General features: G+C 70.3%; 15 protein-coding genes and 1 pseudogene. 2 read left to right on the top strand and 14 right to left on the bottom strand.

Going from position 1 to position 24,478, the window contains the following annotated elements:
- Nucleotides 1-36: 36 nt before the first annotated feature.
- Nucleotides 37-4,002, top strand: a complete 3,966-nt coding sequence (gene eccCa / locus ACTWOL_RS28235) for a type VII secretion protein EccCa (RefSeq protein WP_474299618.1) — start codon at nt 37-39, stop codon at nt 4,000-4,002.
- A 124-nt stretch (nt 4,003-4,126) separates the two neighbouring features.
- On the opposite strand, the gene ACTWOL_RS28230 is transcribed toward eccCa, so the two are convergent.
- On the bottom strand, nt 4,127-5,317 hold the full coding sequence (locus ACTWOL_RS28230) for a S8 family serine peptidase (RefSeq protein WP_474299617.1): 1,191 nt from the start codon (nt 5,315-5,317) through the stop codon (nt 4,127-4,129).
- A 189-nt stretch (nt 5,318-5,506) separates the two neighbouring features.
- Here ACTWOL_RS28230 and ACTWOL_RS28225 point away from each other — a divergent pair, with 189 nt between their 5' ends.
- Nucleotides 5,507-8,824: a right-handed parallel beta-helix repeat-containing protein gene (locus tag ACTWOL_RS28225; RefSeq protein ID WP_474299616.1), complete on the top strand. Its 3,318-nt coding sequence runs from the start codon at nt 5,507-5,509 to the stop codon at nt 8,822-8,824.
- A gap of 180 nt (nt 8,825-9,004) precedes the next feature.
- Here the strand turns inward: ACTWOL_RS28225 and ACTWOL_RS28220 are convergent, their stop codons facing one another.
- The 13 genes and pseudogenes from ACTWOL_RS28220 to ACTWOL_RS28160 form a co-directional block, all read right to left on the bottom strand.
- Nucleotides 9,005-9,331 carry a DUF6093 family protein gene (locus tag ACTWOL_RS28220; protein WP_474299615.1) on the bottom strand — a complete coding sequence of 109 codons (327 nt, stop codon included), beginning with the start codon at nt 9,329-9,331 and terminating at the stop codon, nt 9,005-9,007.
- Entirely contained in the window at nt 9,328-9,474 is a 147-nt protein-coding gene (locus tag ACTWOL_RS28215; RefSeq protein WP_474299614.1) for a hypothetical protein, read from the bottom strand. Before ACTWOL_RS28215 ends, ACTWOL_RS28220 begins: the two co-directional genes overlap by 4 nt.
- Before the next feature lie 95 nt (nt 9,475-9,569).
- Nucleotides 9,570-9,761: a hypothetical protein gene (locus ACTWOL_RS28210; protein WP_474299613.1), complete on the bottom strand. Its 192-nt coding sequence runs from the start codon at nt 9,759-9,761 to the stop codon at nt 9,570-9,572.
- 333 nt (nt 9,762-10,094) lie between these two features.
- On the bottom strand, nt 10,095-10,301 hold the full coding sequence (locus ACTWOL_RS28205; RefSeq protein WP_474299612.1) for a hypothetical protein: 207 nt from the start codon (nt 10,299-10,301) through the stop codon (nt 10,095-10,097).
- Nucleotides 10,302-10,322: 21 nt separating this feature from the next.
- Nucleotides 10,323-10,424: pseudogene (locus ACTWOL_RS28200) on the bottom strand (ubiquitin-like protein Pup); the annotation flags it as partial.
- Nucleotides 10,425-11,262: 838 nt separating this feature from the next.
- Complete coding sequence (locus tag ACTWOL_RS28195; RefSeq protein ID WP_474299611.1) at nt 11,263-11,688, bottom strand: glycine-rich domain-containing protein; 426 nt, start codon at nt 11,686-11,688, stop codon at nt 11,263-11,265.
- Between the two features lie 318 nt (nt 11,689-12,006).
- Nucleotides 12,007-14,199 (bottom strand): hypothetical protein, encoded by a 2,193-nt coding sequence (locus ACTWOL_RS28190; RefSeq protein WP_474299610.1) that lies wholly within the window; start codon nt 14,197-14,199, stop codon nt 12,007-12,009.
- 2 nt (nt 14,200-14,201) lie between these two features.
- The gene (locus ACTWOL_RS28185) at nt 14,202-15,050 is read right to left on the bottom strand and encodes a hypothetical protein (protein WP_474299609.1); all 849 of its coding nucleotides are present in this window, start codon (nt 15,048-15,050) and stop codon (nt 14,202-14,204) included.
- Nucleotides 15,047-15,883 (bottom strand): vWA domain-containing protein, encoded by an 837-nt coding sequence (locus ACTWOL_RS28180; protein ID WP_474299608.1) that lies wholly within the window; start codon nt 15,881-15,883, stop codon nt 15,047-15,049. The genes ACTWOL_RS28185 and ACTWOL_RS28180 overlap by 4 nt, the downstream gene beginning before the upstream one ends.
- A 289-nt stretch (nt 15,884-16,172) precedes the next feature.
- Nucleotides 16,173-17,423: a TIGR02679 family protein gene (locus ACTWOL_RS28175; protein WP_474299607.1), complete on the bottom strand. Its 1,251-nt coding sequence runs from the start codon at nt 17,421-17,423 to the stop codon at nt 16,173-16,175.
- On the bottom strand, nt 17,420-21,580 hold the full coding sequence (locus ACTWOL_RS28170) for a TIGR02680 family protein (RefSeq protein WP_474299606.1): 4,161 nt from the start codon (nt 21,578-21,580) through the stop codon (nt 17,420-17,422). The genes ACTWOL_RS28175 and ACTWOL_RS28170 overlap by 4 nt, the downstream gene beginning before the upstream one ends.
- Nucleotides 21,577-22,923, bottom strand: coding sequence for a TIGR02678 family protein (locus tag ACTWOL_RS28165; RefSeq protein ID WP_474299605.1), 1,347 nt, complete (start codon nt 22,921-22,923; stop codon nt 21,577-21,579). Before ACTWOL_RS28165 ends, ACTWOL_RS28170 begins: the two co-directional genes overlap by 4 nt.
- Nucleotides 22,920-24,473 carry a TIGR02677 family protein gene (locus ACTWOL_RS28160; protein WP_474299604.1) on the bottom strand — a complete coding sequence of 518 codons (1,554 nt, stop codon included), beginning with the start codon at nt 24,471-24,473 and terminating at the stop codon, nt 22,920-22,922. Before ACTWOL_RS28160 ends, ACTWOL_RS28165 begins: the two co-directional genes overlap by 4 nt.
- Nucleotides 24,474-24,478: the final 5 nt, after the last annotated feature.

The following is a 24,478-nucleotide window of genomic DNA, read 5'->3' as shown; positions in this document are numbered from 1 at the left end:
CGCAGGTGGCGAGCTGCTCGTGAAGGAGTCCGTACGGTGAGTGTGGTGCTGTTCCGCAGGCCGGCGCGCAGGCGCGGCCCGGAGATGCCGGATGGGGAACTGACCCTCCAGGAGCCCCCGACCCTCCCCGAGGTGGTGCCCGACTCGTCGGCGGTGTGGACGTATCTGCCCATGGCGTTGATGTCGGTGTCGATGATGCTGATGTTCATCCGGCCGGGGGCGGGCGGCGGCGGGTTCATCTACCTGGCACTCGGCCTGATGGTGATCGCGTCGGGTGCCATGATGCTGGGCCAGGTGATGCGCCGTAACAGCGAGCGCAAACAGCGGCTGAAGGGCGAACGCCGCGACTATCTGCGGTATCTCACCCAGACGCGGCGCAAGGTCCGCGGCGCCGTGGTCGACCAGCAGCAGGCGCTGGCCTGGCGCCACCCGGAACCGTCGGCCCTGTGGTCGCTGACCGGTACGACGCGCCTGTGGGAACGCCGCCCGCAGGACGAGGACTTCGCGGAGGTCCGCGTCGCCGTCGGGGAGCAGAAGCTCGGACTGCGGCTGACGCCGTCGGCCACCAGCCCCGTCGAGGACCTCGAGCCGCTCGCCGCACACGCGTTGCGCAGTTTCATCCGCGCCTACGCCACCGTCCCGGACCAGCCCATCGCCATCTATCTGAAGGTCTGGGCGCGGGTGCTGTTCCGGGGCGACGAGGAACGGATCCGTGCTCTGGCACGCGCCATCGTGGCCCAGTTGGCCACCTTCCACTCCCCCGACGACCTGTGGATCGCGTTGTGTGTGTCCGACGAGCGGCGAGCCGACTGGGAGTGGGTCAAATGGCTCCCGCACCACCTGCATCCGCAGGAGACCGACGGCGCGGGGCAGGCACGGATGGCGGGTTCGGCGTTCAACGAGCTCGAGGACCTGCTGGGTGCGGAGTTCCTGGAGCGGCCGCCGTTCGACCCTGATGCCGTCCCGGGCCGGGAGGAGCCCATGGTCGTCGTCATCGTGGACGGCGGCACCGTACCCAGTGGGCACCGCATCGACGGACAGGGGCTGCGCAACACGGTGGTGCTCGACCTGTCCGGGGCGCTCACCTGGCGTCCGGGACGCAGCACTCTCCGCTTCGACGTGACGGGCGACGCGTTCAGCCTGGTGCGCACCGACCGGGACCGCAAGGAGCAGACGAGCTTCCTGGGCCGTCCCGACTCGTTCGGCCCGCGGGGCGCGACCACACTGGCCAAACGGCTCTCGCCGTACCGCATGGGCATGGGTCCCGACAGCGCCGAGCCGCTGGCCACGGACATCGAACTGACCACCCTGCTCGGGATCAGCGATCTGCACCGTCACGACCCGGCCACACTGTGGCAGAAGGCCACCGGTACCGCGAGGCTGAAGGTCCCGATCGCGGTGGGCGCGGACGGCGCGCCCGTGGAACTCGACATCAAGGAGTCCGCACAGGGCGGCACCGGGCCGCACGGGATGCTCATCGGCGCGACCGGCTCCGGCAAGAGCGAGCTGCTGCGCACCCTCGTCCTGGGCCTGGCGCTGACGAACTCCTCGGAGACACTCAACTTCGTGCTGGTCGACTTCAAGGGTGGCGCGACCTTCCTCGGCCTGGACGGCCTGCCGCACACCTCGGCCGTGATCACCAACCTCGCGGGCGAAGCGGCCCTGGTCTCCCGTATGCAGGACGCGCTGCACGGTGAGCTGATGCGGCGCCAGGAACTGCTGAGGGCCGCCGGAAACTACACCTCGGCCCTGGAGTACGAGCGGGCGCGGGCGGCGGGGACACCGCTGGCACCGATGCCGAGCCTTTTCGTCGTGGTGGACGAGTTCAGCGAACTGCTGGCCGCGCACCGCGAGTTCATGGAACTCTTCGTGATGATCGGCCGGCTGGGACGAAGCCTCGGGGTGCATCTGCTGCTCGCCTCGCAGCGGCTGGACGAGGGCCGGATGCACCAGCTGGAGAGCCATCTGTCCTACCGCGTCGGTCTGCGCACCTTCTCCGCGATGGAGTCCCGCGGCGTGCTCGGTGTGCCGGATGCCTACGAGCTGCCGTCGGCGCCCGGCAGCGGTTTCCTGAAGTCGGGCGTGGAAGCTCTCACCCGGTTCCGCGCCGCGTATGTGTCCGGCCCGTACCGGGAGCGGCGCGGCAGCGCGAACCAGGCCCGGGTGGCGAGTCAGACGGTGCCGTGGAGCTCCGGGTACGTCGTACCGCGCAGTGTGCCCGATCCGCCCGCTCCCGAGCCGGAAGCCGAGGAGCAGACGGACGAGACGCTGCTGTCGGTCGCCGTGGACCGGATGATCGGCGCGGGGCCGCCCGCCCACCAGGTGTGGCTGCCGCCGCTGGACCTGCCGACCACACTCGACCAGGCGCTGCCGCCCCTCACCCCCCATCCGGAACTGGGTCTGACCATCGTGGGCTCACCCGGCCGGGGGCGGCTGAAGGTGCCGATCGGCATCGTCGACCGGCCCTTCGACCAGCTCCGCGATCTGCTCACCATCGACCTCTCCGGCGTCGGCGGGCACGTCGCGATCGCGGGCGGGCCGCAGAGCGGCAAGAGCACCATGGTCCGCACGATCCTGGCGTCGCTGGCCCTCACCCACACACCGCGCGAAGTGCAGTTCTACTGCCTCGACTTCGGCGGCGGCACCCTCGCCGGTCTCGACGGGCTGCCCCATATGAGCGGTGTCGCGGCGCGGCTGGACGGCGAGCGGGTGAGCAGGACGATCGCCGAAGTGAGCACCCTGCTCACGGCCCGTGAGCGCTTCTTCCTGGAGCACGGCATCGACTCGATGGCCACCTTCCGGCGCCGGCGCGCGGCCGGCGAGTTCCCCGACGAGGCCCACGGCGATGTGTTCCTCGTCATCGACGGCTGGTCGACCGTGCGGCAGGACTACGACCGACACATCCAGACGTTCAGCGCGATCGCCGCACGCGGCCTGAACTACGGGGTGCACCTCATCGTCACCACGGCACGCTGGGTCGAACTGCCCTCGGCGGTGCGCGACCAGGCCGGCACCCATCTGGAGCTGCGGATGGGCGACGCTATGGACTCGGAGATCGACATCCGGCGCGCCGCCACGGTCCCCCGGGTGCCGGGCCGCGGCCTGACCAGGGAGGGAAAGCTGCACTACCTGACGGCCCTGCCGCGCATCGACGGCGTCGAGCAGTCCGACGACCTGACCGACGGCGTCGCCGATCTGGTCGCCGCGGTGGCCGAGAGCTGGCCCGGTGCCCCCGCGCCACGGGTGCGTATGCTGCCGGCGGAGCTGCAGGTGGCCGAGCTCCCGGCCCCCGAGGGAGACTTCCGCGTCCCGCTGGGCCTGGAGGAAGAGGGGCTCACCACGGTCTGGCACGACTTCAGCGAGAACCCGCACATGATCGTGATCGGCGATACCGAGAGCGGCAAGACCAATCTGCTGCGGCTCACGGCGAAGTCCATCATGGACCGCTACTCACCCGCCGAGGCGCGGATCATGATCGTGGACTATCGGCGTGAACTCGTCGAAGCAGTACCGGACGAGTACCGCCTCGGCCACGCCGTCTCGATCGACGTCGTGCGTGACCTCGTCGACGGTGCGGCCCGGGCGGTGAAGACCCGGGCGCCGGGGCCGGAGATCACACCGGCCCGGATGCGTCTCGCCGACTGGTGGAACGGCCCGCGGCTGTTCGTTCTGGTCGACGACCACGACATGCTGGGCTCGGGCCCGATGAACGCGCCCTTCGACCCGCTCCTCGATTCGCTGGCCCTCGGCTGGGAGGTGGGTCTGCACATGGTGGTGGCCCGTTCCTCCTCGAACGCGGGACGGGCGATGGGCAGCGACCACCTCATGCGCCGCCTCCAGGAGGTCAACACCCCGACGCTGCTGCTGTCGTGCCCACCGTCCGAGGGCTATGTCATCGCCAACATCAAGGGCCGGCTCCTGCCCCCGGGGCGCGCGACCCGCATCGCCCGCCGGCGCACGGAGCAGGTCCAGACGGCGTTCCTGGGCGAACGGGAGGACTGACCGACGCGGCGGCGCGGGCCGGGTCGGCGGGCACACCCCGGGCCCGGCCGGCGCCCGCCGACCCGTCAGCGATGCGCCCGGTTCGATCGGACCGGGCGCGTCGGACGGTGCATCGGACGGGATGTCAGTCCCCCGGGCGCCAGCGCCTGGCGCGGCCACGGGGGATGACCACTGCCGCGGCGGCGACGAGCAAAACGAGGCCGCCTCCTACCGCCGCGACGACCAGCGCCCGGTTGCGCGGTCCCTCCGGCGGCGGTGCGGGCATCCGGGCTTCGGCCGGACGCGCCACGGTGCCGGAGGACCGGCTCGCCACCAGCGTCAGCGCCGCGTAAGCGTCAAGTCGCGACGGGGCGGCCGGATACGCGCTGTCCGTGAGCCGGCGGGACGTCTCGGCAGCGGTCAGTTCCGGATGGCGCGAGCGGACCAGCGCCGCCGCGCCCGCGACGACCGCGGCCGCCAGCGACGAGCCGGACCCCAGATAGTGACCCGAGCCGCTCGGGCCGGGCCCGACCACCGCGTCTCCCGGCGCCGCGAGGTCCGCGCTGCTGATCGCCGTCGGAGCGTCCTTGGGGCGCTTGCTGTCCGGGCCGAAGTCCGCGACGGACAGCACCCCCGGCGCGGCGGCCGGCCAGTACCACTGCGCGGGCACGGCCTGCCTGCCGAAGTTGCCGGAGGGCAGTGTGTCCGGGGCGAACGGGGCGACCACAAGGGCGTCATGCGCGGTGGCGTACTCCGCAGCCTCGGTGAGCTCCTTCTTGCCCGTCGCAAGTGCCCGCCCGACGTAGATCACCTTGGCGCCCTTGTCGGCGGCGGACCTGATCCCGTCGGCGAGCCGGTCGGCAGTCGCCCTGCCCTTCTCGTCGGTCCCCCGCAACGCCAGGATCCGCGCACCGGGAGCCACTCCTGCCGCACCCACGTCCGGCTGCCTCGCCGCGGCGATGAGACCGGCGGCGAAGCTGCCGTGGCCCACGCAGTCCTCGCTGCCGTCGCCCACGGACTCCACGCGTCCCGCGAGCCCCGGTGCGGACGCACTGACGCCGGTGTCGACGACCGCGACGGTCACCCCTTCCCCCGTCGACTGGGACCAGGCGCGCGGAAGGCTGAGTGCCCGCAGGGCCCACGGCTCGGCTCTCGCGACCTTCGTGGACGCCTTCGCGCAGTCCTCCTTGTCCCCCAGTTCCGTTTTCACGAAGGGAAGTTCGATGGGTGTGTCGGGTCGCGGTGCCGCGCCCGCGGGTACGGCTCCCGCGAGGCACACCAAGGCGGCGCACAGCCCCGCGGCCGTCGTACGGGCGTGGTGAGTATGGCCTCGCATGGCGCGCATCCTATGCAACACCCAACAGTGCCGGACCCGTTGCCCCATCGTCAGTGTGATCGTCCGTCATGTGCCACTCCCCGGCTGCTTCGTAGTCCCTGGAAGATGAGCCGTCACGTCACGTAGCCTGCATCCAGCGCGTCCGCCGTCCACTGGGCAGCATGCGGGCCGGAACGAGGAGGATCAAGCGTGTCACGGCAGTTGCTCACCGTCTGCCCGGATCAGCCCGACAGTTACCGGACGATCGGTGAGGCGCTGGCACAGGCCCGCAGTGGTGCGGTGGTCCGGGTACGGCCCGGACGCTACCCCGAGAACCTCACCGTCCGGACCCGCGTCACCATCGTCGCCGAGGGCGAACCCGGCAGCGTCGAGATCTGCCCCCGCTCGGGTTCCGCCGTCACACTCGTCGCGGACGCCGTGATGCTCACCGACCTGACCCTGCGCGGCGGTTCGGGGGACGTACCCGTTGTGGACGCGGCGCGCGGCCAGGTCGCCCTGGAAGGCTGCACCGTCGTCGGGGCCGGGTGGACCGCGGTGCTGGCGCGGGAGTCCGGCTCCGTCGCCATGCGCGGTTGCCGGGTGAGCAACCCGGACGGCGCGGGCGTTGTGGACACCGCTCCCACCGGCACGATGATCGCCGACTCCGTGCTCGAGAACCTTGGCACCTCCGGTGTGGTCATCACCGACGAGGGCCGGACCACGGTGCGCGGCTGCCGGATACGCGACGCCCGCGGCAACGGTGTACTGGCCGCGGGGGAATCGCAGGGCGTGATCGAGGACTGCGAGATCTCCGGCACCGAGAAGCCGGCCATCGCCCTCGAAGGCAGCAGCACCACACAGGTGCGGCGCACCACCGTCCGCGACACCGTCACGGGCGTCTACGTGACCAGTGCCTCGCGTCCGGTTCTCGAGGACGTGACGGTCACCGGCACATCCGGACCGGGCATCGTGGTCGCCTCGGGTGCCGCCCCCGAGCTGCTGCGCTGCCGCACCTCGCGTACGAAGGGCAGTGGCCTCGTCGTCACGGAGCGCTCGCGTGGGCTGTTCCGCGAGTGCGGGTTCGACGCCGCGGCAGGTCCGGCGATCCGCGTCATCGGCTCCAGCGCGCCGTCGCTGACCGACACCGAAGTGCGGGACTGCGCCGACCGGACGGGCGCGGTCGTGCTGGAGGAGGACTCGGCGGCCGAGTTCGACAGGCTCCGGATCGCGGACGCGGCCGGCACCGGTGTCCTCGTCCGCGGCGGCGGCAATCCGCTGCTGCGGCGGGTGTGGGTCGGCTCGGCGGGCGGGCACGGCGTCGAGGTCACGGGCGAGGGCCGCGGTCGGCTGGAGAACTGCGAGATCGACGGTGCCCAGGGCTGCGGTGTGAACATCACGGCGGGCGGCAACCCGCACATACGGGACACCACGGTGCGCGGCACCGCCGACGCCGGGATCCAGATCGGGCCGGAAGGCCAGGGTACGGTGCGGGACTGCCGCGTCCACGACGCGGGGGCTTCCGGTGTCATGGTGGCCAGCGGCGGTGAACTGGCCGTGCTGCGCACGGAGATCACCGGCTCCCGGGCCCACGGCGTCATGGTCGTCGACGGCGGCCGGCTCTCCCTGGAGGACTGCACGGTCACGGGAAGCCTCGGCGACGGGGTCCGCGTGGACAGCTCGCAGGAAGTCACCGTCACCGGCTGCGCCGTACGGGACAACCGGGGTGCGGGGCTGAAGCAGACTCGGGCCGGCGACCGGCTGTCGGTGGAGGAGCTGTCCAGCTCGGGCAACGGCGCGCCGGACGCATGGGGCGCGGAGGTGGCCGGGGCAGGGGCGCCGGGAGCGCAGTCCGGGCGCGGCGGAGCCGCGAGCCGGCAGCCCCAGGGGCCGCTGGAGGAACTGGAGTCGCTGATCGGGCTGGCAGACGTCAAGGACCAGGTGCGGACGCTGGTCAGCCTCAACCAGCTGGGCCAGCGGCGCGCACGGCTCGGCCTGCCCGTCCCGCCGATGAGCCGCCACCTGGTGTTCTCCGGCCCTCCCGGCACCGGCAAGACGACGGTCGCCCGCCTCTACGGCGGGATCCTGGCCGAGCTCGGCGTGCTGCGTTCGGGGCATCTGATCGAGGTGTCCCGGGCGGACCTCGTCGCGCAGGTCATCGGCGGCACGGCGATCAAGACCACGGAGGCGTTCAACGAGGCGCTCGGTGGGGTTCTCTTCCTCGACGAGGCGTACACACTGCTCTCGGACGGCAAGGGCGGCGGCGCCGACTTCGGGCGCGAGGCCATCGACACCCTGCTGAAACTGATGGAGGACCACCGCGACGACGTCGCGGTCATCGCCGCCGGTTACACCGACGAGATGGCGGGCTTCCTGAACTCCAACCCGGGGCTGGCGTCGCGCTTCACCCGAACCATCGAGTTCGCCAACTACACGGTGGACGAGCTGGTCACGATCACCGAGCGGATGTGCGAGGGGCACCACTACGAGCTGGACCCCGGCACGCTGGACTCGCTCGCACGGCACTACGGCCGGATGGAGCGCGGCGCCACGTTCGGCAACGGCCGTGCGGCACGGCGGGTGTTCGAGGAGATGGTGGACCGGCAGGCCTCCCGGCTGGGGTCGTTGACGGACCCGGCCGAGCGCGATCTGACACTGCTGCTCCCCGCGGACGTCCCCACCGACGGCGGGGGCGCGGAGGCGGAAGGCGGCGATTCCACGGAGTTGCTGGCCAGGCTGGACTCGATGGTGGGGCTCGCGGCCGTCAAGCGCGAGGTGACCGACATCGTCAACCTGCTGGCCGCGGCGAGCCGGCGGCGTGCGGCGGGGCTGCCCGTGCCGAGGATCAGCCAGCACCTGATCTTCTCGGGGCCGCCCGGCACCGGTAAGACGACCGTGGCCCGGCTGTACGCCGAACTGCTGCATTCGCTCGGCGTCCTCCCCAAGGGGCAGCTCGTGGAGGTGGCCCGTGCGGATCTGGTGGGCCGCTACGTCGGCCACACCGCCCAGTTGACCAAGGAGGTTTTCGAACGGGCCCTGGGCGGCGTGCTGTTCATCGACGAGGCGTACACCCTGACACCGGAAGGGGCGTCGTCGGACTTCGGACGCGAGGCGGTGGAGACGCTGCTGAAGCTGATGGAGGACCACCGCGACGAGATCGTCGTCATCGCCGCCGGCTACACGGCCGAGATGGGGCGCTTCCTCGACTCGAACCCCGGCCTGACGTCACGGTTCACACGCACCGTGGAGTTCGCGGACTACACCACCGATGAACTGACCGGCATCATCACCGCGCAGGCGGCCGACTCCGGCTACGACTGCCCGCCCCACACGGAGGCGGCGGTCCGCGCCTATGTCGCCGCGCTGCCGCGCGACCGGTCCTTCGGCAACGCCCGCACCGGCCGCCGCCTGGTCGAGGAGATGATGACACTCCAGGCCCGGCGGATCGGGACGATGCCCTCAGCCGGCCTGGAGGACCTGCGCCTGCTGCTGCCGGAGGACCTGCCGGCCCCACCTGCCGCGGCGGTGTGAAGGGACGGCGCTCGCCATGGGGTGAGCGCCTCGGGACCACCGCGTGGCGGGGCGTCGGGTCCTATGGCGCGGCCGCGACGCCTCGGCTCACGGTCACGGCGATTTCCCAAGGAGCGCGCAAGGACCCACAGGTCAGGAGCCCTATTTCAGCGGCTCCAGAATCGCCACTCACATGGTGCGTCATCGAGAAGGTGTCACGCCCGGAAGCCGATGAACTGGCGGGTCAGGGCCGATGCGCAACTCAGTGGACCGCGTCTTCGTTCGTACGATGCTCAGCGTTGAGGTCTCGCTGATGCCAACGACGCGCCAGGCACGTCCGATTGCTGATACGTCTTCGGACTCAACGACCTTTACGGTGTCCTCTCGCGACGCAACGGGCGCCGCGAGAGGGGTCAGAAGTCGGTAACGGGACGGGGTGTCATAGACGAAAGCCTGACCTGCCAAGTGAAGTACTACCGACGGCCCACCGGTTGAGAATAGGGCTCCGGGTCCCTCATGAACTTTCACAGGTGGCCCAGGCTCGCACTGTCCCGTTTCAGGTTGAAAACTGGCTCGCCCTTTCGCTCAACCCTGATCTTGTTGGTGAGGATTTTTCTCTCGACAATGGCGCTGACGGCCCCCAAGGGCAGCCCTTCTACAGGGACGCTCACGCATTCGAGCGTAGCTGTCTCCTGTGATACCTCAGTTCGCTCTCCACCGCCTGCCACCGCTGACACGATCCGCATGCCCCCGTAAGGAGCGTGTATCAGGCTGGATTTGTCATCCCGGCAAGTTCACGGGCGACGGCTTCCAAGCCGAGTGCGTTCGCTCCCTTCACCAGAACCACATCTCCGGGCTGCAGCTGGGAGTTGATGTGTCCGGCAAGTCCGCTGGCCACATCGGCGCTGGTGACGTCGAGGCCGCTGTTCCGGATCAGCACCAATGCCCGAAAGATCATCCAGGCACCCCGTACGCGTAGTGAGGTCGAGCGCCGCATCGAGGGACTGCGCCAAGAGGACGGGTCAATGCGGTGGAACCAGTAACAACCGAGGCGGCGACCGCCGTCGGCACCATCGGCGGTGCGGTGACCCGCCCTCGGCGGCTCGGTTTACCTCCGCAACACCCGCCGGTAGCTCCTGGCGGCCGCCAGGAGCGCGTCCGGACCGACCCAAGTTGCGGCCGGTCCGGAAACGGCCCACTACGCCGGTATCCAAGAGGCGGACAGTCGTGTCCACCGCCATATCCACGCGCAGGATCGCTCTCACAGAGGTCGATCAGCGGTGTGAGGGCCCTACGGGGTGAGAGCGGCGGGCCGGCCTTCGAGTCGTGGCTCGGCGTACCCGCCGCCGCGAGCGGCGTTGTGCTCACACGATTTGTCCGCCGGGAAGCCGATGCCCATGGCCGCGCTCAGCGCGGGGATGAACTGCCGCCCGTCCTCGAACAGCGGCCTGGTGGTCCACGTGTACGACTCGCAGTCGCGCATGGCGCGCAACGTCATGAGCGTGCCGTAGCCCACGCCTTAATTCCCCCCGTTCCGACAGTATTCCCTTACGAATTCTTCGGCGTTTGCCTCGAGTACTTCATCGATCTCGTCGAGGAGGTCGTCTACGTCCTGATTTAGGATCTCTCGCACCACGTCGTTCCTCAGGTCGCTCCTTGAGATGTTGGTGTCGAAAGCACCGTCAAGCGCGGCGCTGGCAACGCGTGCTTCCAGCCCGGGGGTTCGCAGGATGTGATTGGCGGCGCTCTGAACCTGGAGCGGACGGCCGTTCAAGAACTGCCCGGCCGTGACCAGGTCATCGTGCGAAATGAGACCATCGGACGAACGGTTGTTCGCGGCATTCTCCACACGCTCGAAGTTGTCCAAGACAACGGCGACCGCGGTGGCGTTTGCGCAGGCTGTGTTAGACGGGTTCGCAGGCGGCAATGCCGTCGTCTCGTTCTGGGACGCGAAGCCGGCACCGGTCGCCGCGGCAAAACCAGCGGTGATCACGCCGGCGCCGGCGGCCAGCAAGACGAGCTTCTTCCTGCGTGTAGCGGTCCTCTTGCGGGACATACTGAATCCTTTCTCGATCATCGTGAAATGAAGAGAGGCTGACCGTTGCCTCTCCGTATCTGATGTGGGTCTCGACCTTGCCGAGCTTTGCGGTGTGGACCGCGAGTACACCGTCCGCTTGTCGAAGTGCTCGCCGCCCCCACGCCCGGCTGGAGATCCGCTGGACGACCGTATATACGTACCGCTCTTTCCAGACACTCAGCCTCGGGAAGATTTGTGATGCGCGCCACGATGACGTACTCGGCGATGCCAAGCGAGCCGTCCGCGCCGAGCGACATGCGCCGCTGCTCGGGCCGCCGGGGTGACGTGGTGCTGCCCGGCACCTCGCCGCGGGTCTCGTTGCTCACGGCGTGGCGTCCACCACCGCGCCGAACACGTCACCGGCAGGCCCGGGTCCGTCGGGTCACCGGGCACCCAGTCCACGTAGTGTCCGGCGTCCAGGAAGCGTTCGATCATGGTGCGGGCCAGTTCCGGCTTGGTCGCGAAGACGGTGTCCTCGCCGCTCTCCGCGGCCCGGGGCGCGCGGGGCATAAAGCTCCTCGGGTGCACGGTGAGGCCAGTGGAGCTGGCTACCCAGGAACTTCCCGTCGAAGTGCTGGTAACAGAAGTCCCGGTAGTTCTTGGTGTCGAGGATGAAGACGTGGACCGCGATGTCGACGGTCCGGCCAGAGCACATCTCCAGGCCCTGGCCCCACTTCTCCATGGCGGTGATCAGGTAGGAGATGGCCGCGCCGAACAGCCGGGTCGCCATCACCTCGTCGAAGGGGCAGTCACGCATGAGGAGCTGGAACAGCACGGCAGACGCGCCGACCTGGACCTGACCCGTCACGCTGCCAAAGAGGTGGGCGTGCCGACAAATGTCCCAGCTCCGTCGCTCGGATCAACCAGCCAGCAAGCCCATGGAGTTGCGCCAGAACGCCCACGCTGTGCCGAGGAGGACCCGATGCGCCGCCGCACGCTACTCGTCGCCGCTGGCCTCGCTGCCGAGCCCCCTGGATGACACGCTCGCGAGCATGTCCGACCGGTTCCCGGGTCTCGTTCGACTCTCGGTGGGCGCCAAGCCGAGTGGAGCACGGCTGTCGTGACCGCAACGCGCCGTGCCGCATTCCGACCAGCTCGCGCCACCGCCCGGCGACCGAAGGCGACCTCAGCGACCGGTGTAGAGGAAGCGCACGTAGCGGGCGTGTGACAGCCCGCGCTGCCGGAGCCTGGCGGCGTCGACCGAGGCGCTCAGTGTCCCGTGGATCACGCTGTTCTGCTGGAGCACGACGGTCCGCCGGCCGAACTCCTGCCGCTGCTGCCGGGCTCGGTCACCCGCGAGAGTGTTCTCTCGGGTGAGCCGTTCCTGACCGTCCTCCAGCCGCTTGCGCGCCTTCGCCCGCAGATCATCGGTCTCGGACTCCACAGCCTTACGCTGAGCGGTGAGCTGGGCACGGCGCTGGCTGATGCCCTGCTCGATCGACCGCCGCTCCGAAGCGCTGAGCGCGGTCGGCTGCCGGGCTTGGGCGGACGTGAGCAGGCTTCTACGCCAGGCATCAAGAGCGGCGGCCTTGGCCTCGCCGATGCCGTGGACATCGACGACCCGGCCGTTGCTCAGCACGAGTACGGCGCCGGTGCTGTTGTAGTGGGTGTTCTGCACGGTGCGGTAGCCCTTGAAGTCAGCCGCCGTCCGGATGCCCTGTGCCGCCAGACGAGCAGCGAGTTTCGGCCCGATGCCGGGCGGCCGGGACTGGGCGATCAGCTGTCGGCTGAGCTGTTCCCGCACATGCGCGGACTGCTTGTCGGCGAGTGCCTTGCCCAGGGTCTTGCTGAGTTCCTCCGCGAGCCCGTCGATCTTCTTGTCGACATCGCGCTGCTTGCGGGCCTTGCGCTTCTCGGCCTCCTTGAGCTCGGCGTGGTACTGAGCGGTGAGCTTGTCCTGGGCTCGCGGGTAGTCGGCGGTCCGCTTCGCTTCCGCCGCGTCGAACTTCGCCCGGTCCTTGCGCAGCTTCTCGGCCGCCTTGACCGGGTCGTCCAGCTTGTCCAGTTCCTGGGTCAGCTTGGCGAGGGCGGCTCGTGACTGTGCCCGCTCCATACGGCGACTCCGGGCGTAGGCGGTGAACGCGACGGCGGCGACGACGGGCACGAGCGGCCCGATCAGGGGCGTCCAGAATCCCGTCACCAGCATGAAAGTGCTCGTTGCCACCATGAGCGGCCAGAGCACCGCCGTGACGACGTCCAGCAGCGTCCGGGTGCGGAAGCGGTCCGGTGAGGTGACGGGCTGCACGGTCGGTGGCGGCGAGGTGGTCTGCGGGGGTACGTGCCCGGTCATCCAGTCAGGCAGTCCGCCTGTACCGGACGCAGTGGCGGCAGCAGCGGCCGCGGGGCGAGCTGTCGCCGAGGGGGTCGACGCGGCGGTCCGCTGCCGGGGGACGGGCTGGGCGAGCGGAGGGAGCAGGTCCAGGGGCTGGAAGGCCAGGGATCTCACGTGGTCGGCGAGGCCGCTCACCGACCTGTCGGGGTGAGCCAGCAGGGTCTGTAGACCCGTGGAGCCGCTGGGACTCTTGAAGTCGTCCTCGGTGAGGAGCAGAAACTCACCACTCGGCGCATGCAGCCGGCTCCAGAGTGCGGGATCGGCGGCGATCACCTTGAGCGACAGGAAGATGACCCAGGCGGAGAACCGGTCCAGCGTCAGCCCGAAGTCGTCGTTCCCTCGCAGGGGCGACTGGTAGTTGCGGTGCCCCCGCTCGGTGCCGCCCAGGCCTTCCAGTGCCGGTACATACATGCCGTCGTAGTCGACCAGGCGCAGGGTGTCGTCACTTGCGACGAGCAGGTTGCCGTGCTGGAGGTCACCGTGGGCTATCTGATGGGCCGAAAGGTCCCTGATCAATGCCTCGAACCGGTCGGCCAGACGGTCGACGGCGAACCGGTCGGCGTGGTTGTCGTCAAGCCAGCTGGACATGGTGACGGCTTCGGTCCACTCCATCTTCAGGACCGGATAGCGCTTCTGCCCGACGTTGATCGCGTCAGTGAGGTACTCGAAGCCCAGATTCCACGGCTGGGAGAGCTCGGCCGGGTCCAGCTGGGCGAGCCGTGAGCTGATGGCCTGGTAGCGGCGTTCCTGGTCGGGAACGTGGCGAGTGAAGCACTTGACCGCGTACCGCTGACCCGATGCGGCCGAGGTCAGCGAGAACACGCTCGCGAAGGCGCCGGAGATGGCGCGGGGCAGACCCAGCTTGGTCAGTTCGGGCCGTGCGCCCTTGAGTTCGGGGTGCTGGAAGCACAGGTGCGTGTGCTGGAGTGCCTCCGCGTAGTCGGCACCGCTGGGGAACTTCCGCTGCGGACCGGTGGGCGAACCCACGTTCACCGCCCTTCGAAATCGATCCGTACGACCGCCACGTCGTCGTTACGCAGATGTCCGACGCGCCGCAGACCGTTCAGCCACGCCTTGAACCCGTCCAGGTCGTCCGGCCCGGAGAATTCCAGTAACTGGCGTACCGCGCTGTCCTGGTCCGGTGCCGACAGGAACCACGCGGCCAGAGCGTCGGTCATCAGGAGCAGCCGGTCGCCGGGCCGGCACCAGCCTTCGGCAAACCGTGTACGGCAGGCCAGCAGCGCCGCATCGTGGTTGCGACTACCGAAGAGGTCGGGCGTTGTGCCGAACTCCTCGACGGCAGCCACCGGGAAGGCCTGTGCCAACCGGTCGTCGTGCAGGTGGAACAGACAGCTGTCCCCCAGGGCGGCAGCCTTCCACCGCCACACTGGTTCGGTTGTGCTGTGGTGGGAACCGGAGTCCGGGTCGACGCGCACCGTGAGCAGGGTCGCGTAGGCACCGTCTGCGAGCTTGGTGTGCTCGTACCACTTCAACGGTCGCCCTTCGGCGACGCGCGCCTGTGTGTACTGCGCGAGCCAGGGATCCCACTGCGCCACCGCCGACGAGGCGAACTCCTCGAAGGCCGTTCCGCCGGCCAGTAGCTCCGGCCGCGCCAACGCGTGTTCGGCCGCCGCACGGGACAGCAGCCGGGCCCAGTCCTTGGCCAGAGCACTCTCCGTCGCGCCGTCGCAGACGCCCGCTGTGACGGGTTCGCGCAGCATGTCGTCGTGCGAGCGGTTCGGGAGCACGGCTACCGCATCCTCGCATTCGTCCTCGGTACTCCCGTGCTTGGGAGCGACGAGGTGCGTGACATACACGCAGGAGAGAGGAGTCGTCACCGCAGTTCGGTGGCTCGGGTGCCGATGTCGAGGAACTGCACGACCGTGGTGATGTCCGCGTTGTAGACGAAGCCGCGGGTGGTCTCGCTGACCCGCTGGCCCTGAGAGGCCGCGTACGAGCGCATGTGACTGGGCAGCGGGCTCGACATGGAGAAGAGTGTGCGGGCGTAGCTGTCGGGAAGACCGTCGGCACTGTCGGGGAAGGCGGTGGGGGTTCCGCCCGCGGCGGAGACATGCAGGTTGAACAGCAGCGCCGCACCATCGGCGGTGGCGTGCGAGGTGATGGCCTCAGCGGCCGCGGTGGGGTCGCCGTCGGTCGACTCGCCGTCCGTCAGATTGATGACAATGGGCGGGAAGCCGGCCGGGTAGCGCTCCGTCCAGGCGGCGACAAGGCTCTCGGCGTACTGAAGAGCCCGGTTCATCGGCGTACCCCCATGGGCGACCGGGTCCATCCACAGCGGGAAGTTGACCATGGTCTCCACCAGACCACCGGCGCCGTCGGGCACCTTCTTGCTGCGCTCGTCGACTCGGGCCGGATTGTCCGCCACCTCGCTGAGCGGGACGATGTCGCGGCCGGCGAGCGAGCCCGCGAACGCCGAGCCCACAGTGGCGCCGTATCCGACAACCGCGACGTGGAAGTAGTCCCGTACGCCTTCTTCCTTCGCGCACTTGACCGAAAGCTCGGTCAGGAGACGGTTGATGGCATCGGCAACGACGTCGGCCTTCTGCTGGGGTAATTCACCGCCGATGGGGTCACTCATGGAGGTCGACTGGTCGACGAGGAAGATGATGCTCGTCGGATTGCTGCGGCTGATCTCGGCCGTGTACGGCACGTTGCGCTCCTGGCGGCTGCGAATACGTCGGTCGTCGGAGGAGCTCACACGACATGCTGACTTTCCGTCCACCGGCGCGCACGCCGAGTCCCCCCGGTCACATCGTAGTGTGAGGATCACTGTGTGTGGGCGGTCGTCATCAAAGTACGCCTCGGCGAGCTCTGCTCTTCGGGCCACCGGAGGAACGGCCTGCAGTGGTCATAGGTCAGAGCCGATTACGGCTGCACCGAAAAGCCCTTGGCACTCGGAGCGTCAAACAGGCGTAAACGACCAACGACAAACCACATCCCTACCGAATCTCTTCAGCCAGGTCAGCCAGCAGGACATCAGCCACCAACTCCTCGACCACGGCAGTGCCATGCTCGGTCATCGCCCGGGTCAGTTCAGCGTCCCAAGGCGCCTCGGTGAGGATGCCGGGCTGAGGGCCGTGCGGTGTGCGGGCGACCGCGGCGCGGTAGTCCACCGCCGACATGCGCCAGGGGCGTGCCGGCGTCTTGTCCAGGAGATAGGCGGCGATGCGGATGCCTTCCCCGTCGAAATCGCCGTGGTAACGGATGGTGGCGCCTTGGTCCGCGAGGAGGCGGAGGAGGTGGACGGCCGCGCTGTTGGGCCAGCCGGACGTGCACACGAGAGGCGGACAGCCCGCCCCGAAGCGGCGCACAGCGAGGGCGAGGATGCTGGGGTTCTCCACCGCGTGGACCACGAGTGCGGGCTCCTCGGTGAGGGTGAACTCGCCCGGCTTTCGCAATTGGGCGAGAGTCAGGCTGGCGGCCAGTCCGTTCTCGGCACACACACGGGTCACACGGGCGAGCGGGCCGTCGCCCGACGGGCGCAGTCCGCCGACGAGAACGGTGGCGGACAGGTCGTCGTCGGCAACACCCGCACGCGTCCACAGGGCGCGCCGGTCCGCTGCGGACTGCGGCGGGGCGGTGTTGTGGAGAGCGGCAAGGGCACGCAGGACGAGGGTGGACAGGCGGGTACCGTCGTCAAGCGCGTGGGAATCGCCTTTCAGAACCCGGGCGGCGAACACGGGCAGCGGTTCCCCCCGGCCGGGGAGCTCCGCAAGCACGGTCAGCGCGTCGGTCAGCAGGTACCGGGTGCGTTCCGGCGAGCCGTCGACCAGGCCGGCGGCTCGGCAGGAGGAGGCCCAGTCGGCAAGCGCCGGCTGGGCACGCACGGTGTCGTGGCCGTCCAGCCATGTCCACAGTCCGGCACGTTCGCCATTGTGACGGCGTCGTTCGCTCGCGCGGTCGTCGAGAGGGCCGACGAGTTCGGTGACGGCTTCGCGCACCGTACGCCCGGACATCTCGGTGACGGCCTCTTCCAGCCGGGCCAGGGAGACGGAGGGGCGAGGATCCGGCAGACGGTCCAGGCCGAGGAGATCGGCGAGGGCCTCACGCTGGGCGTCGTCGAGCGGTCCGAGTCGCACCCGTGCGACGAGGCGGCCGGAGGAGAGGCGGCTGTGGACCGTGCGCCAGAGCGGGCGGAGTTCAGGGCGACGCAGGGTGCGTTCGCCGGGTGCCTGTTCCGGGCGGGTCATCCCACCTCCAGGTCGGTGCCGTTCCAGACGAAGCGTGCGCTGGTGACCGCGTCGTCGTCCCCGTCGGTGAGGAGCTGGTGGACGGCGATGCCGGGCAGTTCGCCGTAAGTGCACCACTCGTGATCGGAGGTGACCACGAGGTCCAGGTCGAGCGCGGTGAGCAGCGCGAAGACCTGTCCGCGGTTGACGGTGTCGACACCGACGAAGACCTCGTCCAGCAGGATCGGCCGGGGTGCCAGCGGCACGGCCTCGTAGTGGGCGGCCACGGCTGCGAACAGCGGCAGGTGCAGGGCGATGGCCTTCTCTCCGCCGGAGAGCGCGCCGTGCAGTTTCTTGGTCAGTGGTTGCCAGCCGGTCCCGTTCGCCCGGTCGAGGCGGACCGTGAAGCGGTGCCAGGCGGTGTAGTCGAGTACCTCGCCGAGCTGTTCCTCCCAACTCGCTGCCGTGTCACTGCCCTTGGCTTCCTCGATACGGGCCCGGAAGAAGGCGTGCAGGGCCTCCCGGTCGGTCTCGGTGACCCGGCCGGGGTCCTTGAGCAGCAGTTGGCGGGCGGTGCGTGTGCTGTCCGGCAGGTCCGGACGGACGTCCCAGACGAGTTGGACGGCGACGTTGGACGCGGTACGGACCTGCTCCAGGTGCCCGTTCATACGGTCGACGAGTTCGCCGGCCTGACGGATGCGCGCCGCGAGATGGCGGCGGATGTCACCGGTGAGGATCTGGTCGAAGAGGCGCTGCTCGGCGGCGGTGATGTCGTCACGGCTGCGGTCGCGCTCCTCGGAGAGCGTCGTGAGCAGGCCCGTCGCCCCCACGCGTAGGCCGTCCAGGGTGGCGCTGAAGAGCTGGACGTCGTCGTCCGGTTCCAGATCCAGGTCGGCACGGGCACCGAGGTGCCGGCGGGCCTCATGGACCGCTTCGGAGAGGCGGGTCGCGGCGTCGCCCAGGTTGCGTGGGGCGTGCGGGATGCCGGGCCACTTCGCCGCCGTGGCACGGGCGGCCTCCAGGGTGGCCTTGGTGCCGTCCCCGGCGTCGAGTTCCGGTGTGATGCCGGCGTCCTCGGCCAGCCCGACCAGGCACAGGTGACGGAACCGGTACGCCGCACCGTCCCGGGTCGCGACGGCCTGCTCCCGTCGTTCGGCGTCCTGACCACTGGTGGCACGCAGTCCTCCGACGCGCCCTTCCAGACGCAGCAGGAGATCGGCTGTCCGGTCGGCCTCCTCACGGCAGCGTCGCAGTTCGGCGCGTGCATCGGCGACACGTGCGACGATCTGCCGGTAGTCCTCCCCGACGGTGGCTTCCACCGCCTCCAGGCGCGCCTTCAGCCCCGCCGCAACTGCGTCGGCGGCAGCCGCGTCCTCTGCCTGTTCCTCGGCGGCCCGGCGCGAACGGTCTGCCTGCGCGGCCGTCTGACGGGCTCGGTCGGCGGCGGCGGTCGCGGTGAGGCGGGCGTCCACCCAGCTGTCGGCGGCGTCCCGGAACCTGTCGATATCAGCGGAGAGTTCACGCAACCGGTCGCGGTCGGTGGGCAGTCCGTGCTCCGCGGCCCGCCGGCTGAGCATGCGCAGAGCACCTGCCACCTCGCCCTCGCACCGCGCCAGATGTCCGGCGGCGTCGCGCACCGCGTCATCCCGGGCAGCCACCTTCTCTTCGGCTCGGTCCCAGTCGCGCCGCCGGGCGTCGAGTTCCCGGTGGTCGGGGCGGACGGCACGGTCGGCGTCCAGCCGGGCGCGGCGGGCGTCGAGGCCGCGCAGTTTGTCGTCGAGCGCGGCAAGGGCGGCGTTCGTCTCGCCGACGAGCTCGATCAGTTCACCAATCCGGCGCTGCCGGGCCCGTTGTCGCGCGAGAGCGCCGATGTACGCCGGTTCCGGCTTGCCCCAGGTCCCGGTGGCCAGTGCGAGACGCCAGGCACCGTCGGCGGAGACGGCCGCAGGGTGACCGCTGGGCAGAGTTGTGCCGTACGCGACACCGGCGAGGATGCGGGTCACGACATCGGCCGGGACGGGGATGTGCTCCTCGGGCATCAGCACATCCAGCAGACTGGGCCCCGGGGCGAGCACGGCCAGTGCCTCCTCGGCGCGGGTGTCGTGACCCGGCAGCGTCATCCCGTCGTAGGGGCTGACCCAGGCGTCCAGGAGGCCCGACGCCTCCAGTGCCGCTTCCACCGCGGCCTGAACAGGGAGCGGGACACCTTCGCGGAAGGCGACCAGCCGCCAAAGGGGTGCTCCCGCCGTCGCAGTGCGGACGGTCGTTCGGGTGGGTGGAGAGGGAGGCGGGAGTTCGGTCTCGCCGCCGAGCCGTCGTACCTCCTCGTCAAGGCGGCTCCGCTCGTCCCGCAGGCCCTGTCGTGTGGCTCGGGCGGCGGCCTCCGCCGCGCCGATCTCTTGCTCCAGCGGGCGCGCGGCGGCTTCGACCAGGGCCGTCACCTCGGCCTCGGCCCCAGCTCTGGCCATCAGTTCAGCCGGATCGGCGATATGCAGTTCCGTGCAGCCTTCGGCCCAGGCGAGCAGCCGATCCGCCTGTGCGGCGAGCGCGTCGTCCCAGGCGCGGGAGGTCTCGTCCCGCCGGGCGATCGCCTCCGCGAGTCGGGTACGGGCCTCGTCGAGCAGACCCTCGGCGGCGCCCCGGTCGCGTACCGCACGATCGTGCTCGTCGATCGCCTCGGTGGTGAGCGCGACCTGCTGTCGTCGGGCGGTGACCGCGCCGCGCAGCATCTGACGTGCCTGTCGGGCCCCGCTCTCGCCCACCGCACCCGTGACGCGGGAGCCCTCGGGCCGGCGGCCGCCCGCCGTCTCACGCCCCATGCTGTCGGGGTGGGTCACGACAAGGGCCGCGTCGATGACTGACCCGACCTCGTGATGGATGGACTCCATACCCGCTGCGCGAGCCGACCGGCGTGCTTCCTCGGCGGCTTCGCGCGCGTGCTCGTCGAGTGTGCGAGCCTGCGCCGTTGCCTCGCCGGCGTGCCGCTCGTCCTCCTCCGCCCTGGCCCGATGGCGCTGGGCGGCAGCGCGCTGCCGCTCCGCGGCTGCCGAAGTGTCTTCCGCGCGGCGGTGGAGCCGGTCGAGTTCCTCACCCTGCTTGTAGGCGTCACTCTCGCGCAGGCCTTCGACGGTCTCCTCCAGGGCATGCGCGCGCAGCTCCAGTTCCTCGCGCTGGACATGGGCCAGCTCCCGTTGTACCAGTGCTTGTTCGAGCTCCTCGGCGCTCTGGCGGGCAACGCGGGTGAGGTTGTCCATCTCGGTGGTCGCCGAGATCAGCGCGGCGGAACCGGCGCGCAATACCCGTCGCGCGTAGGCGCGCTGCCGGGACGCGACGGTCTCGGCCGCCGTCACCTCGTCGTCGAGCCGCTTGAGATGTTCACGCTGGCGATCCAGCCGCTCGAAGCCCTCGGCGAGTTCGGCGATCTCTCCCTCGCCCAATGGGGGCAGGGCGCGGGAGAGCAGGGTGGAGAGCAGAGACGGGTCGAGCCGTTCGGACAGTTTGGGCTGGCGCAGCTGGAGCAAGGCCGACAGCAATGACTCGTAGCGCTGCTCCCCCATGCCGGCGAAGAGCTCACGTCGTACGGCCGTGCGGTAGTCGGTTGCCGAGGCGTGCACGTGGCCGCGGTCACGTAGGGACTCGGCGAGTGCGGCGCGGGTCAGTGGCTGTCCCGCCTCGTTGACGAGGAGCACACCGTCGGGGTGGGCGATCCTGGCGCCGGTGGTGAAGTAGTCGGCGTGCACCCCGCTGGTGTGCACGCTCGCCTGAAGCCGCGCCCCGCAGCCGAACCAGTGCTCGGTGCCCTCGTCGCCGACACGGCGGAACTCCATCCACACGTACCCGACGCGGGTCTTTCCGGAGGCCCCTTCCCCGAGCAGGTTCCAGTGCATGGTGCGTTCCGAACCGCCGAACGTGGACAGGCGGTTGGGGCGGAGGCTGGCGTCGAACAGGAAGGGCAGCAGCAGCTCGAGGGCCTTTGACTTGCCCGAACCGTTCTGGCCGCGCAGCAGCAGGCGGCCCTGGTGGAAGGTGAAGGTCTCGTCGTAGTACCGCCAGACGTTGAGGATGCCCGCGCGGCGCGGCTGCCAGCGGCTGCGGGTGGCGTCCGCGGCTGGTGCCGGTGCCCCGGTCGGCTCGGCGGGCTCCGGCCGCCGCGGATGGGGAAGCTCCGTCACGCTCACTGCTGATCTCCTTCTGCGGCGGGATCACCGGAAGCCGTTGCGCCGGCCGTCTCACACGGGCCCCCGTCCCACTCCGTTCCGGTCTTGTCCTGCCGATCCGAACTCGTCGTCTCCGTCAGCCGGTAGCGGTACGCGGCCGGGCACGCGACGACGCGTCCCCCGGCCCGGCGAGTCAGTCCGACATCACGCAGTACGCGTATGGCGTCGTCGGCCAGCCGGGCCGCGCCGTCCTCGGACTGATACGCCTTAGCCCAGCGGGGGAAGCGACGCAGCAGGTCGGCTCCGACCTCGGCGAGCTGTTCGGGGAGCATCCCGGCAGGCGCGGCGCACAGTGGCTCCAGGAGGAGCAGCGCGGCAACACGGGCAGTGGACGTGTCGTCCGGGAAGCGGACGTCGGTGGCGATCCCGTCCGGGTCCACGAGTAGGAAACCTTCGGCTCGTTCCTCCAGGTGGAAACCGGCCTGCTCCGCCGAGCGGCGCAGGATCTGTCGTCCGGTCAGGGATGTGACGTACGCCAGCTCGTCCTCGGTGAGGTCGGCCCGGTACAGCACGGGGTCGTCGAAGAGGCGGCGCAGCACCGAGTGGCGCAGCCGCAGATTGCGCTGCGCGTCCGTGGCGGCGGCCTCTCCGTGCGTCTCTCCCCCCGTCCCCCCGACGACCACGCCGCCGTAGCGGCGTTCCCGCACCAGTCCCGTGAGGAGTTCCGCGAACCGCGCGGGTACGTCGTCCGGGGGTACGGCGAGCCGGGAGGCGCCGACTGGCGCGGCGGGCAGCCGCATCAGCAAGGTGGTGTCGACGCGGTAAAGGACCTTTGCCTCCGCGGACCGGACGTACGCTTCGGTCGCCCCGTCCACCGCGCGCAGCACGTCGTACGACTCCAGGAGCTTCAGGACGTCGACGAACGCCATCCGCTCCGGACGGTGGACCGGGTCGAACGCGGTCAGGGCCCGGTCGGCCGCCGTGGCCTGCACGACACGGTCGGCGAGCATGCCGATCGTCGTCATCGGCATCGACAGCAGCTCGGCCGCGGTCACGCACAGCAGCACATAACGCCGCCTGTCGAACGGAGCCCGGCCGGAACGGACCCTGCGGGCGGGCCGTGAGCCGTCCGGGGCGAGACGGATCTTGGTGAGGCGGGCGTAACCGCGGCGGGGCTCCACCACCAGGCTCCAGCCGCAGGTGTAGTCGAACCACTGGGCCAGCGGCTCGCGACGGCGGCGTACCAGTTCAAAGCCCACCGGGTCGGCGGCCTCGGTCAGCAGAGGGCGGGCCAGAAGGAGCCGGATGGCGCGGGCGACCTCCTCCCGTTCCGCCGCGGCCAGTTGGTTGGCGAGTGTGCTCATCCCACCGCCTCCTGCCGTGCGGCGCGGAGTGCCGGGAAGGCGATCGCTCCGCCGGCCGTCGTGATGTGGACGACGTAGTCCGGTCCGGCCAGCGCTCCTTTCGTGGTGCGCAGTACGGCGGTGCGCTCGTCGGGAGGGGGCGACAACGCGATCTCCACCCGCCCGTCCCCCGTCGTGGCGCGCCGCACCCCGCCCGCGCCGGGCCGGGTGGACAGGGCCCGGCCCAGCAGGTCGAGCAGCCGGTCGAAGACGGCGGGATCCAGTGCCCCGAAGGAGGACAGACGCACGGGCCCCTCCGTCTCCAGCACCCCCCAGGCGCGCGTGAGTTCAGCTCGCTCCAAGCAGGCCCTCTCGGCGCGCTCCGCCCTGACTCCCGCGACGTCCCGCACTCTGGCCGTACGGGTGAAGCGCTCCGTCCGTCCGCTGGTGCGCAGCAGCGCCGACACCTTGACGGGCGCGGCTTCGGACCAGGACTCGGATGAGGGGATCAACTCCGGGTCGGCGTGGGCGAGATGAGCGTGGCGCGCCGGACCGAGCCCGAAGGCCGCCGACCACAGCCGGTGCAGATCCTCGTCCGCCGGGGCGGCGGCGAACCAGCGTGCCAGCTCCCGGAAATCCTGTACGGCGCTGGAGGAGCGGCGCCGGGACTCGTTGATCCGCTCCAGAACCTGAAGGAGCGAGACGATGGCCCGCCGGGCGATGTCGTGCAGCTGCTCGATCCGCGCCCGCGCACCGTCGTCGGGCACGAACCACGCCCGCAGGCCCGCCCAGCGCGCCCGCCTGCTCTCCAGCCAGCCGGCGGCGGGATCCTCACCGGCCACCGGTGGCAGTTCAGCTCCGCGCAGGGCCCGCTCGCGCAGTACGGCGATCCCGCGTTCCTCCACCCGGGCCACAGCGCCGGCGACAGCCTGTCCACGCCGGTCCAGGTTGACCAGGAACTCCTGCAGATACGCGACGGTGGCGGCCTTGACCTCGCGGAACACCTCCAGGTCCGCGCCCTCGGCGCGCAGGAGCCGCTGCAGTTCGCCGTTGAACGCCTTGGTGTTCTCCACCAGGGCTTCCAAGTGCCCTTCCAGCTCCCGCAGCGTGCTGAAGACCCGGCGATCGGCCGAGGCGGGTTCGTCCGCCAGCAGGCACAGCTCGTCCAGCCGGTCGGCAATCGCCTCCAGTACGGCGGTCTGCAGCGCCCCCGTGGAGGCCAGTGCCTCGAGCGCGTGCCGCACCCCGGCGAGTGCGGCCTCCCCCTGGCGGGTCAGCGAGTACTGGAGGTTGCGGCGTTCGTATTCCTCGGCAGTGCGATAGTTCTCCGCATGGTTGTGCACCACGTCCAGCAGCTCCCACTGCACGAGTTTCCTCAACGTCTCGTACAGGTCGTCGTCGTCGACCGCAGCCGCCCATCCGACCCCGCGCAGCCGCTCGCGCACCGCGTCGAGCCCCAGCGCCGTCTCCAGGTGCTCGCCGGCCACTCCGAACGCTTCCAGGACAGCCCCGTACAGGTCGGACCTCTCCACCGAGGTGAACCGGAACATGTCCGGTGGAACCCTGCGCATGCCGG

Source organism: Micromonospora sp. IBHARD003, assembly GCF_056106285.1.
This window is presented reverse-complemented; position numbering and strand designations above follow the sequence as displayed.